Raw genomic sequence first — 12,306 nt, 5'->3', positions numbered from 1 at the left:
GATAGTAACATGACAAAAAAGTTATGGCGACAAGAGATACTTGCGCAATTAAAAGCACATGACCCTTTAGCGAAAAGAAAAGCGGATCAATGGCTCTTAGAACAATTCATCGCACTTAAAGATTATAAAGAAGCAAAGACCATTGCCACTTATCTTTCTTTTGAGTTTGAATATGATACATCTTTAATCATCCATCAAGCGCATCAAGACGGCAAGAGAATTCTAGTGCCTAAAGTGATGTCCAAGGGCGAAATGATTTTTGTGCCTTATGATGAGAATGATCTTTCGCTATCGTCTTTTGGCTTAAAAGAACCAAATAGCAACCAAGCTATTTTAAAAACTGACATTGATTTAATTCATGTTCCTGGACTTATTTTTAATAGTAAAGGGTATCGGATTGGTTATGGTGGTGGATTTTATGATCGCTACCTAAAAGATTATGAGGGGTTGACTCTTGCTACCATTTACCAACAACAATTGAAAGAATTTGATCCAGAAACTCATGATATTGCCGTTAGAAAGGTATTAATAGATGAAACAAATGCTTAAAAACTACCCAGCCACTAGTTTTCTATTGGCAGTGACTATTCTTATTTTTTTACTCATGCAAGTACTTTACCTAGGCCAAGCAGAAAGTTTTCAAGCTGTTTTTAGTTTTGGGGGCATGTATGGTGATTATGTTGTCCTATTTCCAAGTCAATTGTGGCGTCTTGTAACTCCCATTTTTGTTCACATTGGTTGGGAGCACTTTGCTTTAAACAGTATCACCTTATTTTTTCTTGGAAGAGTAACAGAACCTCTTTTTGGATCAGCTAAATTTTTACTATTATATCTTTTATCAGGTATCATGGGAAATATGTTGGCGCTAGCTTTGACACCAAGTGTTTTAGTAGCAGGAGCTTCCACTTCTTTATTTGGTCTATTTGCTGCTGTTGCGCTAGTTGGTCATTATGGCATCAATCCTTACCTCAAACAACTAGGTCAAAATTATAAATTATTAATTGGTATCAACTTACTATTTAATCTTTTTATGCCAGGGATCAGTATTGAAGGACACCTAGGTGGTGCATTAGGAGGGGCTATTGTTGCAATCTTTTTAACCACAAGAGTTGAAGGGGAATTATTCCCTAAAAATCAGAGGTTGCTTGCTTTTGTTGGCTATTTTATTATTATTGCTTTGTTGCTATTTTATGCTTTTAGTAGTTATAGTAATCCATTTTAATCAAAAAAAGACAGGTATGATTTCATACCTGTCTTTTGATGTAAACATTTTATTCTTTGTTTTGAGTTTCTTTTTCTAGTTTTTTACCTAAATCAATGAGATAAGTTCTTAAGGCATCCTTTACTTGAGGATGTCTTAAAGCGTAATCTATGGATGTTTTCATAAAACCAAATTTATCACCAACATCATAGCGTTTTCCAGTAAACTGACGCGCAAAAACACGTTGAATTTTGTTTAGTTTATCAATAGCATCTGTTAGTTGCACTTCGTTTCCAGCACCCGGTTCTTGTGTTTCAAGAATGTCAAAAATCTCAGGTGTTAACAAGTAGCGACCAATAATGGCTAGGTTACTAGGAGCCTCTTCAGGTTTAGGTTTTTCAACAAAGGAATCAACACTATACAAACCATTTATCCCTTTTCCTTGTGGTGCAATAACACCATAGCTTGAGACTTCTTCGTGAGGCACTTCCATGACAGCAAGAGTAGCAGCATGAGTGGATTCATAGTCATTGATGAGTTGTTTGGTGAGAGGAATGTCATCTTCCATTAAATCATCACCGAGCATGACAACAAAAGGTTCATTGCCGACAAAAGCTTTAGCTTGTAAAACAGCATCTCCAAGACCATTAGGATGACTCTGACGAATAAAGTGAAGGCGAATACCAGTTGTTTCATCCACTAATTTTAAGAGATCCTTCTTTCCCTTCTTATTGAGATTGTATTCTAATTCAAAATTAGAATCAAAGTGATCCTCAATAGAGCGTTTTGATTTTCCTGTAACCACCAAAATATCTTCAATACCAGAAGCTAACGCTTCTTCAACGATAAACTGAATCGTTGGTTTATCAACAATAGGAAGCATTTCTTTTGCTAGCGCTTTTGTTGCGGGTAAAAAACGAGTTCCTAATCCTGCAGCTGGAATAACAGCTTTTCTCACTTTTTTTCTCATGTTCTGATCTCCTTGTTTGGTTACCATTCGTTTTCTGCTCTCATTTCTTTGGACATGATATCAAGAATGCTTTCTTTGATATCAGCACCTTCGTATATGGAACGATAGATAGCAGTTGTAATTGGCATGTAAACATCTAATTCATTGGCTAATTCGTAGGCAACTTTAGTGGTTGAAATCCCTTCAATAACCATGCCCATGTTTTTTTCAATGTCTTCTAGTTTTTCACCCTTACCTAAGGCATGACCAGCACGCCAGTTTCTAGAGTGGACAGATGTTCCTGTAACAATCAAATCACCAACGCCAGATAAGCCACTATAGGTATGAGGATTGGCCCCCATTTTAACGCCTAGACGTGTAATTTCAGCCAAGCCGCGCGTAATGATAGCCGCCTTAGCATTATCGCCATAACCTAATCCTTTTAAGGCACCAGCACCAACAGCAATAATATTCTTAAGAGCACCAGCTGTTTCAACACCAATGACATCTGTATTAGTGTAGAGTCTAAAATAATGATTACTAAAGATTTTTTGCGCGAATTGAGCAGCTTTTAAATCTTTTGAGGCCGCAGTAATTAGGGTGATATCTCGAACAATAGTTTCTTCAGCGTGACTTGGACCTGAGATAACAACGATATCACTTCTAAGATTTTCTGGGATTTCTTCTTCTAAAATGACAGATAAGCGTTCGTGAGTTTCTGGTTCCAATCCTTTTGAAGCATGCATCATCACAACCTTGTGTTTTAGCACTTTAGCCACTTGTTTGGCGACTAAGCGTGTTACCTTAGTCGGAACAACAAAAACAATACCATCAACATCTTTCAAAGCACTTTCAAGATCAGTATAAGCTTTAATAGTTGAATCTAAAACAATATCCTTAAAATAATGTTGGTTGGTATGTTTGGTATTAATTTCGTCAATTTGTTCAGGAATATTGCCCCAAAGTCTTACGTCATGTCCATTATCGTTAAGCACTTGGGATAATGCTGTTCCCCAAGACCCTGGTCCTAAGACAGCAATTTTTTGTTTCATCATTTTTCTCTCCTTTATTACAAACAGGTGATATTATTAGCTTCATTATAACAAATTATTATTAAAAAGTCTTAATTGTCAACATAAAAACGAATTCCTATCACCATGATAAAAGAGAAAGTTCTTAAGTTTACATCATCTCAAATCTTTATTATAATAAAACTATTAAATTAATTAAAAACTATCTAAATGGATATTAGTCGTTATAATAATAGATTAAGGAGATTATTTTGAATAACATAACGCAAAGAATACCTGGTATTTTATTATGTCTTGTTATGGCTAGTGTGGCGTCGTTTCTAGGAGAACTAGCGCCTCTAGTTGGCGCTCCAGTGTTTGCTATTTTCATAGGAATGATTCTTAATACTTTTTACAAACCGTCTGATAGTATCCAAATTGGTGTCAAATATACTTCCAAATTTATTCTTCAGTTGGCTGTTATTTTGTTAGGATTTGGACTAAATTTATCACAAGTTTTAGCAGTTGGGAAAAGTTCGCTACCCATTATTATTTCTACCATCACCACCTCTTTAGTGGTCGCCTTCTTACTACAACGAGCGTTAAAATTAGATGTAAATACAGCAACTCTTGTTGGCGTTGGCTCTTCTATTTGTGGTGGTTCTGCTATAGCAGCAACAGCGCCTGTCATAGAAGCAGATGATCATGATATAGCGCAAGCCATCTCGGTGATTTTTCTATTTAATATTTTAGCAGCCCTCATTTTTCCAACCCTAGGTGATATGATTGGCCTATCAAATGATGGGTTTGCCATCTTTGCAGGGACAGCTGTGAATGACACCTCATCAGTTACAGCAACAGCAACTGCTTGGGATGGAATTCATGGTTCCAATACTTTGGACGGGGCAACTGTTGTTAAATTAACTAGAACATTAGCGATTATTCCCATCACCCTATTTTTATCTTTTTATCGTTTACGTAAAAGTCAATCTAACGGCCAGCTTAAACAACAAAGTCCTAAAATCAGTAAAATCTTTCCTATGTTTATTATTTACTTTATTTTAGCATCCTTATTGACAACCATTTTGACACAAGTGGGCATTAATCCAAGTATTTTTAATCCTCTTAAACAGCTGTCTAAATTCTTTATTGTTATGGCAATGGCAGCTATTGGCTTAAATACTCATCCCCTTAAACTTATTAAGACAGGAAAACAAGCCATTATCTTAGGAGCTTGTTGTTGGATTGCTATTACTTTAGTGAGTTTAGGGATGCAACATCTCTTTCATCTTTGGTAAATAACATCTAGCTCATTATCTAATAAAAACGAGGGTTTTCTCTAGGAAAATCTTCGTTTTTTATAGTCTTCTTATCAGTGAAAAACGTACTGCTTATTAGACTTTTAGCAATAATTATTATAGAATGTAAGAAGAATACTAAAAAAATCAGTGAGCAAATACTCACTGCTATTATTTTATTTAAAGGAGACAAAATGATATTTAAAGCCATTATGAAATACAAATGGTATGCTTTAGCTTCTGTTTTGATGGTTTTAGGAATTGTGACCAACTCTTTATTACAACCTAGATTTATGAAATCTATTCTCACAGCCTTACTAACAGAAGATCACGAAAAAATAACGTCCGTTGGCACCATTTTACTTCTTGTTGCCTTTCTTGGGCTCCTTTCAGGAGTGGTTAACACTGTTTTAGCCGCAAAAATAGCTCAAGGTGTCTCAGCAGATATTAGAGAAGCAACCTTTCGTAAAATTCAAACCTTTTCTTATGCCAATGTCGAAGCATTCAATGCTGGTAATCTGGTCGTTAGAATGACCAATGACGTTAATCAAATTCAAAATTTGATGATGATGATATTTCAAATTTTAATAAGGCTACCCTTAATGTTTATCGGATCGTTTATTTTAGCCCTAGATACCCTCCCAAGATTATGGTGGATTCTTGTTTTGATGGTGGTTATTATTGCTACCATTATGGGTGTTATCATGAGTTTAATGGGACCAAGATTTGGTAAATTTCAAAAATTAATGGACAAAATTAATGGGATTGCTAAAGAAAATCTTCGTGGCGCCAGAGTTGTGAAATCTTTTGTTCAAGAAGAATCACAATTCAATAAATTTAAAGAGCAATCTGATAAACTGCTTAATCTCAATTTATTCATCGGTTATGGTTTTTCTATCATGCAACCAATGGTAATGTTTGTTTCTTATATGGCAATTTTTGTGGCCATCTATATGGTTTCAACCTTTGTTGAGACGGATCCTGAAGTGATTGGTAGTGTGGCAACCTTTATGACTTATATGATGCAACTCATGTTCACGATTATCATGGTTGGTTTTTTGGGCATGCAGGCTAGTCGTGCTTTTATTTCAATCAAACGGATTAAAGAAGTGTTAGATACCAATCCAGCCATGGTTTTTGAGGATGTGGCAGATATGGACTTGTCTGGTAGCGTTGCTTTTGAAAATGTCACTTTTACCTATCCCAATGATAGCAAGCCGACCTTGAAAAATATTAATTTTTCCATTTCAAAAGGACAAATGGTTGGGATTGTTGGTGCAACCGGTTCAGGGAAGTCAACTCTTGCTCAGTTAATCGCAAGATTATTTGACCCTGAAAAAGGACGGGTTTTGATTGGTGGACAAGACATCAAAAAGATTAATGAAAAAACCTTACGCGAAACGGTCTCAATTGTTTTACAAAAAGCGATTTTGTTTAGCGGTACGATTGCTGATAATTTGAGACAAGGGAATCCTTTGGCAGACAATAGTGCACTTGAAAGAGCAGCAAGTATCGCGCAAGCACAAGAATTTATTGAACGAATGCCTGAACATTACGAAAGTATGGTTGAAGAAAGAGGAAACAATTTCTCAGGTGGTCAAAAACAAAGAATGAGTATTGCAAGAGGTGTGATTGGTAATCCAAAAGTTCTCATCTTAGATGATTCTACATCAGCCCTTGATGCCAAATCAGAAAAATTGGTGCAAGAAGCTTTAAACAATGAATTAAAAGACACAACGACCATTATGATTGCTCAAAAGATTAGCTCAGTCATTAAAGCTGATCAAATTTTCGTTCTAGATAATGGTGTTTTGATTGGTCAAGGGACTCACTCAGAATTAGTGGCTAATAATGCTATTTATCGTGAAATCTATGAAACTCAAAAAGGTCAGGAGGAAAATCAATGAAAACAGCTCGTTTTTTCTGGTATTATTTTAAAAAATACCGCCTTTCCTTTCTTCTTATTTTCTTGGCCATAGTGGTATCAACCTATTTACGGGTACAAGCGCCTATTTATCTAGGACAATCTTTAACGGAGTTAGGACAGTGGACACAAGATTATTTTGAAGCAAAGGCAGTTAGTCAGGCAACAGGACAAGCCTTTGTTGCTCCAAGTAAGGCTCCTTTTTTATCGGTGATGTGGTATCTCTTTTTAACCTATGTCTTCATAGCGGTTTCTTCTTTGATATATACGTTGATTTTTACAAGAATTGTTGCTTATTCAACCAGTAGTATGAGAAAAGGGCTTTTTGGCAAATTAGAAAAATTGACCATTGCCTTTTTTGACCAACATAAAGATGGGGATATTTTATCACGCTTTACCAGTGATTTAGATAACATCCAAAACTCTCTTAATCAAAGCATGACCCAAGTCGTGTCTAATATTGCCTTTTATATTGGTTTGGTTTGGATGATGTATACTCAAAATGTGAAACTTGCTTTAGTGACCATGATGTCAACACCAGTGGCGCTCATCGTTTTGTTTATCATTATTAGAAAAGCAAGAAAATACACTGATCTCCAACAAAAAGAAGTGAGCCAACTTAATGCTTACATGGATGAAAAAATTTCAGGTCAAAAAGCGATTATCGTACAGGGTTTGCAAGAGGATGCTATTGAAGGCTTTACAGAGCTAAATGACCGTGTTCGTAAGGCAACCTTTAAAGGAAGACTTTTTGCTGGTATGCTTTTCCCAGTCATGAACGGTTTTAGTTTGTTTAATACGGCAACGGTTATCTTTGTAGGGTCAACCATTGTTTTAAATGATACGAGCCTCACAAGAGCTGCAGCATTAGGGTTACTAGTGACATTTGTTCAATACTCACAACAATACTATCAACCAATCATGCAAGTCTCATCTAGTTGGGCAGAACTCCAGTTGGCCTTTACAGGGGCATCAAGAATTCAAGAAATGTTTGATGAAACTGAAGAAGTTAAGCCACAAAACGCTCCTGAATTTACAGAGTTAAAAGAAGAAGTCGCCATCAATCACATTGATTTTGGTTACCTTCCTGGACAAAAAGTCTTGTCTGATGTCACCATATCAGCGCCTAAAGGGAAAATGATTGCCGTTGTTGGTCCAACTGGGTCAGGGAAAACAACCATCATGAATTTACTAAATCGCTTTTATGATGTTGATGGTGGCTCTATAGCCTTTGACGGCAAGGATATTAGAGAGTATGACTTAGATAGTTTGAGACAAAATGTCGGTATCGTGCTACAAGAATCCGTCTTATTCAGTGGCACAATAGCAGAAAACATTGCTTTTGGTGTGCCAGATGCTAGTCAAGAAATGATTGAAACGGCAGCGCGTGCTACCCACATCCATGAATTTATAGAAAGCTTACCAGACAAATACCAAACGATGGTAAGTGATAGTGATAATGTTTTTTCAACGGGTCAAAAGCAACTCATCTCTATTGCGAGAACTCTGTTAACCGACCCTCAAGTGCTCATTTTGGATGAGGCGACATCAAACGTTGATACGGTAACTGAAAGTAAGATTCAAAAAGCGATGGAAACCATTATTGCTGGACGAACTAGTTTTGTCATTGCCCATCGTCTTAAAACTATCCTAAATGCTGACAATATCATCGTCTTAAAGGATGGTCAAGTGATTGAGCAAGGCAATCATCATCAATTACTAAAAGAAAAAGGTTTCTACGCTGAACTGTATCACAATCAATTTGTCTTTGAATAATCATCAAAAACAAGAGTTATCTTCAAAAGATAACTCTTTTTGCTGGTGTTAGATTGCAATTTTGCAATTCATTTACGAATAAATTATAATAAAGTATAGAAAAAAAGGAGATTCAAATGACGAGAATAAGAGGTTTTGAACTAGTTAGCAAGTACTCAGATAAGACATTATTACCCAAAAGAGCAACCAGTCATGCGGCTGGATATGATTTAAAAGCCGCTGAAAGAATAGTGATAGAAGCTGGTGACATTAAGCTGATTCCCACTGGTGTTAAGGCTTATATGCAAGACAATGAGGTACTTTATCTCTATGATCGTTCTTCTAATCCTAGAAAAAAAGGATTGGTGCTCATCAACTCTGTTGGTGTGATTGATGGTGATTACTATGGGAATTCTGCAAACGAAGGTCATATTTTTGCCCAAATGAAAAATATCACCGATAAAGAAGTAACTATAGAGGTTGGTGAACGGATTGTTCAAGCTGTTTTTGCCCCTTTTTTAATCGCGGATAATGATGAAGCAACTGGACAAAGAACAGGTGGCTTTGGAAGCACAGGAAACTAATCATGGCTAAAAAAAGAACAGTTTATATTTGTCAAGAATGTGGTTATAATTCACCAAAATATTTAGGCCGTTGCCCCAATTGTTCAGCCTGGTCTTCTTTTGTTGAAGAAACGCCAGTTACTGAGGTTAAAAATGCGCGTGTGTCACTAACAGGCGAAAAAAGTCAACCGATCAAATTAAAGGATGTGACGTCAAGTCATTTTTCACGCGTCAAAACAGATATGGCTGAGTTTAACCGAGTCCTTGGTGGAGGTCTGGTTCCTGGAAGTCTTATCTTGATTGGTGGTGATCCAGGAATCGGTAAGTCAACCTTGCTCCTTCAGGTGTCAACGCAGTTGGCTCACAAAGGAACGGTTCTCTATGTTTCTGGCGAAGAGTCTGCTCAGCAAATCAAACTAAGAAGTGAGCGTCTGGGTGATATTGACAATGCTTTTTATGTCTACGCAGAAACCAACATGCAGTCCATCCGTATGGAAATTGAAAAGATTCAACCTGATTTCCTTATCATCGACTCGATTCAAACCATTATGAGTCCAGAAATTTCCAGTGTGCAAGGATCTGTCAGTCAAGTGAGAGAAGTGACTGCTGAGTTGATGCAAATTGCTAAGACCAACAATATTGCCACCTTCATTGTTGGTCATGTCACCAAAGAAGGGACCCTAGCAGGTCCAAGATTGTTAGAACACATGGTTGATACGGTTCTTTATTTTGAAGGAGAGAGACAACACACCTTTAGAATCCTACGAGCTGTCAAAAACAGATTTGGTTCAACCAATGAAATTGGTATTTTTGAAATGCGGTCTGTTGGTTTAGTCGAGGTCTTAAATCCTAGCCAAGTCTTCTTAGAAGAGCGATTGGATGGTGCGACAGGCTCAGCCATTGTTGTGACCATGGAAGGGACAAGACCCATTTTAGCTGAAGTTCAAGCGCTTGTGACGCCAACAGTCTTTGGTAATGCCAAGCGAACAACAACAGGTCTAGATTTTAATCGGGCAAGTCTCATCATGGCTGTTTTAGAAAAACGCTGTGGCTTGCTTCTACAAAACCAAGATGCCTACCTCAAATCAGCAGGGGGTGTCAAGTTAGATGAACCTGCTATAGATTTAGCAGTAGCCATTGCTATTGCCTCTAGCTACAAAGATAAACCAACCAATCCTCAAGACTGCTTTGTGGGAGAGATTGGCCTAACGGGTGAAATCAGGAGAGTTAATCGCCTTGATCAACGGATCAACGAAGCCAGTAAGTTAGGTTTCACCAAGATTTATGTGCCCAAAACGGCTTTAACTGGAATAGAAATTCCTAAAAATATAGAAGTCATTGGAGTGTCAACAGTGAGTGAAGTCTTACAAAAGGTTTTTGGTCGCTAGCCAGAATACCTTATCCATCAACAAAATCACTCTCAGAAATGATTGTCATGAAAAGGAGAAAAGATGTCTTACTTTAAAAATTTCATGGAGGCAAATGAGGCTTATGTCAACCTCCATGGCACTGCCCATCTCCCTTTACCCCCAAAAACGAAGGTAGCCATTATCACCTGTATGGATTCTCGCCTGCACGTTGCTCAAGCACTAGGATTGGCGTTAGGAGATGCTCATATTTTGAGAAATGCAGGAGGTCGCGTGACCCCTGATATGATTCGGTCTTTAACCATTTCCCAACAATTACTGGGAACAAGAGAAATTGTTGTGCTCCATCACACGGATTGTGGTGCCAAGACCTTTACCAATGACAAGTTGAAACAACAACTAAAAAAAGACTTGGGTGTTGACGTTTCAGACTATGATTTTCTACCCTTTAAGGATCTTGAAAAAAGCGTCAAAGAAGATATTGCTCTTTTAAAAGAGTCTCCCCTTATCCCTGATGATGTTCTCATTTCAGGAGCTATTTATGATGTTGATACAGGACGGATGGTAGAAGTGAAATAATTATTAGAATGGGGTCATTCTTTATGATAAAGCCGATAAACTATATCCAGATGACCCCAATTTTGTATCTAACGGCTCATGGAATGATGATGAATTAAAGCGTTACTATGAAAATAAAAAGTCGTCTCACTATTCGACTAAAAATATGATATAATAATGACGATTTAAAACCATATAGGAGAACTATTTTGACTAATAAGATTCGTGTGCGCTATGCACCAAGTCCAACAGGACTATTACATATCGGGAATGCTCGTACAGCATTATTTAACTATTTATACGCTCGTCACCATGGTGGAGATTTTATTATTCGTATTGAAGACACTGACCGTAAACGCCATGTTGAAGATGGTGAGCGCTCGCAATTAGATAACCTGAAGTGGTTAGGAATGGACTGGGATGAGAGTCCTGTTAACCCTAAGGATGAGTTTGGTCCATATCGCCAATCAGAACGTCTTGATATCTACCAAAAATATGTTGATGAACTCCTTGAAAAAGGTCTTGCCTACAAATCTTATGTGACAGAAGAAGAGTTGGCTGCTGAGCGTGAACGCCAAGAAGCAGCAGGTGAAACACCTCGCTATGTCAATGAATTTCTAGGCATGAATGACGAAGAAAAAGAGGCTTATATCGCTGATAGAGTGGCTAAGGGAATTGTGCCAACGGTTCGTTTAGCAGTTAATGAAAAAGGAATTTATCAATGGCATGATATGGTTAAGGGCGAGATTAGCTTTGAAGGTGCCAATATTGGTGGAGACTGGGTTATCCAGAAAAAAGATGGCTATCCAACCTACAATTTTGCTGTTGTTATTGATGATCATTTGATGGAGATAAGTCATGTTATTCGTGGTGATGACCACATTGCCAATACACCAAAGCAACTCATGGTTTATGAGGCTTTGGGTTGGAAAGCACCAGAATTTGGTCATATGACGCTTATCATTAATAGCGAGACTGGAAAGAAACTCTCAAAACGTGATACTAACACGCTTCAATTCATTGAAGACTATCGTCAAAAAGGTTATTTACCAGAAGCCGTCTTTAATTTTATTGCGCTTCTTGGTTGGAACCCTGGTGGTGAAGAAGAAATTTTTTCTCGTGAAGAGTTGATTAAACTTTTTGATGAAAATCGCTTGAGTAAATCACCAGCAGCCTTTGATCAAAAGAAATTGGACTGGATGAGTAACGACTATATTAAAAATGCAGAAGCTGATAAGATTTATGAATTGGCTAAACCATTTTTAGAAAAAGCAGGTCGCCTCAATGAGAAATCAAAAGAATTGGTTGCCCTTTATCAACCTCAACTGGTCTCTATTGATGCGATTGTTCCTTTGACAGATTTATTCTTTTCTGATTTTCCAGAATTGGGAGAAGCTGAAAAAGAGGTCCTACAAGGAGAGACAGTACCAACGGTACTTGGTCAATTTAAAGACAAATTAGAGGCTTTATCAGATGAAGACTTTAAACCAGAAAACATCTTCCCACAAATTAAAGCTGTCCAAAAAGAGACTGGTATAAAAGGAAAAAACCTCTTTATGCCAATTCGTATTGCTGTTTCAGGAGAAATGCATGGACCTGACCTACCAAACACCATTTATTTGCTAGGTAGACAACAATCAATTGAACATATCAACAATATCTTAAAAACCTTGTAATTAAA

At 37.3% G+C, this 12,306-nt stretch carries 11 protein-coding genes; 9 read left to right on the top strand and 2 right to left on the bottom strand.

The annotated features are described in order from the left end of the window. Window positions 1–9: 9 nt before the first annotated feature. Complete coding sequence (locus JHK62_RS03855; protein WP_199575374.1) at window positions 10–549, top strand: 5-formyltetrahydrofolate cyclo-ligase; 540 nt, start codon at window positions 10–12, stop codon at window positions 547–549. Next, complete coding sequence (locus JHK62_RS03850) at window positions 533–1,222, top strand: rhomboid family intramembrane serine protease (protein ID WP_199575373.1); 690 nt, start codon at window positions 533–535, stop codon at window positions 1,220–1,222. Before JHK62_RS03855 ends, JHK62_RS03850 begins: the two co-directional genes overlap by 17 nt. A 49-nt stretch (window positions 1,223–1,271) precedes the next feature. On the opposite strand, the gene galU is transcribed toward JHK62_RS03850, so the two are convergent. Together galU and JHK62_RS03840 are read right to left on the bottom strand one after the other, a co-directional pair. Then, window positions 1,272–2,171, bottom strand: coding sequence for a UTP--glucose-1-phosphate uridylyltransferase GalU (galU, locus tag JHK62_RS03845; RefSeq protein WP_199575372.1), 900 nt, complete (start codon window positions 2,169–2,171; stop codon window positions 1,272–1,274). Between the two features lie 20 nt (window positions 2,172–2,191). Next, a complete protein-coding gene (locus JHK62_RS03840) occupies window positions 2,192–3,205 on the bottom strand; it encodes an NAD(P)H-dependent glycerol-3-phosphate dehydrogenase (protein ID WP_199575371.1) in 1,014 nt (337 codons plus the stop codon). A 227-nt stretch (window positions 3,206–3,432) separates the two neighbouring features. Between JHK62_RS03840 and JHK62_RS03835 the strand changes: the two genes are divergently transcribed. The 7 genes from JHK62_RS03835 to gltX all read left to right on the top strand — a co-directional run bounded on the left by JHK62_RS03835 (window position 3,433) and on the right by gltX (window position 12,301). Then, window positions 3,433–4,458: a YeiH family protein gene (locus JHK62_RS03835; protein WP_199575370.1), complete on the top strand. Its 1,026-nt coding sequence runs from the start codon at window positions 3,433–3,435 to the stop codon at window positions 4,456–4,458. 194 nt (window positions 4,459–4,652) lie between these two features. After that, window positions 4,653–6,365: an ABC transporter ATP-binding protein gene (locus tag JHK62_RS03830; RefSeq protein WP_199575369.1), complete on the top strand. Its 1,713-nt coding sequence runs from the start codon at window positions 4,653–4,655 to the stop codon at window positions 6,363–6,365. Further along, window positions 6,362–8,158 (top strand): ABC transporter ATP-binding protein, encoded by a 1,797-nt coding sequence (locus JHK62_RS03825; RefSeq protein ID WP_199575368.1) that lies wholly within the window; start codon window positions 6,362–6,364, stop codon window positions 8,156–8,158. The genes JHK62_RS03830 and JHK62_RS03825 overlap by 4 nt, the downstream gene beginning before the upstream one ends. A 116-nt stretch (window positions 8,159–8,274) precedes the next feature. Beyond that, complete coding sequence (locus tag JHK62_RS03820; RefSeq protein WP_199575367.1) at window positions 8,275–8,721, top strand: dUTP diphosphatase; 447 nt, start codon at window positions 8,275–8,277, stop codon at window positions 8,719–8,721. Between the two features lie 2 nt (window positions 8,722–8,723). Continuing rightward, window positions 8,724–10,088, top strand: a complete 1,365-nt coding sequence (gene radA / locus JHK62_RS03815; RefSeq protein WP_199575366.1) for a DNA repair protein RadA — start codon at window positions 8,724–8,726, stop codon at window positions 10,086–10,088. 63 nt (window positions 10,089–10,151) lie between these two features. After that, window positions 10,152–10,646 carry a beta-class carbonic anhydrase gene (locus tag JHK62_RS03810; RefSeq protein ID WP_199575365.1) on the top strand — a complete coding sequence of 165 codons (495 nt, stop codon included), beginning with the start codon at window positions 10,152–10,154 and terminating at the stop codon, window positions 10,644–10,646. A 188-nt stretch (window positions 10,647–10,834) separates the two neighbouring features. Beyond that, window positions 10,835–12,301, top strand: a complete 1,467-nt coding sequence (gene gltX / locus JHK62_RS03805; protein ID WP_199575364.1) for a glutamate--tRNA ligase — start codon at window positions 10,835–10,837, stop codon at window positions 12,299–12,301. Window positions 12,302–12,306 lie beyond the last annotated feature (5 nt).

This window comes from Streptococcus pacificus, from assembly GCF_016481305.1.
GTDB classification, from domain to species: Bacteria; Bacillota; Bacilli; order Lactobacillales; family Streptococcaceae; genus Streptococcus; species Streptococcus pacificus.
This window is presented reverse-complemented; position numbering and strand designations above follow the sequence as displayed.

Excerpts from the sequence above, each read along its gene's own strand:
- radA (WP_199575366.1), top strand. The coding sequence starts at position 8,724 with ATGGCTAAAAAAAGAACAGTTTATATTTGTCAAGAATGTGGTTATAAT.
- galU (WP_199575372.1), bottom strand. The coding sequence starts at position 2,171 with ATGAGAAAAAAAGTGAGAAAAGCTGTTATTCCAGCTGCAGGATTAGGA.
- JHK62_RS03855 (WP_199575374.1), top strand. The coding sequence starts at position 10 with ATGACAAAAAAGTTATGGCGACAAGAGATACTTGCGCAATTAAAAGCA.
- JHK62_RS03840 (WP_199575371.1), bottom strand. The coding sequence starts at position 3,205 with ATGATGAAACAAAAAATTGCTGTCTTAGGACCAGGGTCTTGGGGAACA.
- JHK62_RS03820 (WP_199575367.1), top strand. The coding sequence starts at position 8,275 with ATGACGAGAATAAGAGGTTTTGAACTAGTTAGCAAGTACTCAGATAAG.
- JHK62_RS03825 (WP_199575368.1), top strand. The coding sequence starts at position 6,362 with ATGAAAACAGCTCGTTTTTTCTGGTATTATTTTAAAAAATACCGCCTT.
- JHK62_RS03850 (WP_199575373.1), top strand. The coding sequence starts at position 533 with ATGAAACAAATGCTTAAAAACTACCCAGCCACTAGTTTTCTATTGGCA.
- JHK62_RS03810 (WP_199575365.1), top strand. The coding sequence starts at position 10,152 with ATGTCTTACTTTAAAAATTTCATGGAGGCAAATGAGGCTTATGTCAAC.
- JHK62_RS03830 (WP_199575369.1), top strand. The coding sequence starts at position 4,653 with ATGATATTTAAAGCCATTATGAAATACAAATGGTATGCTTTAGCTTCT.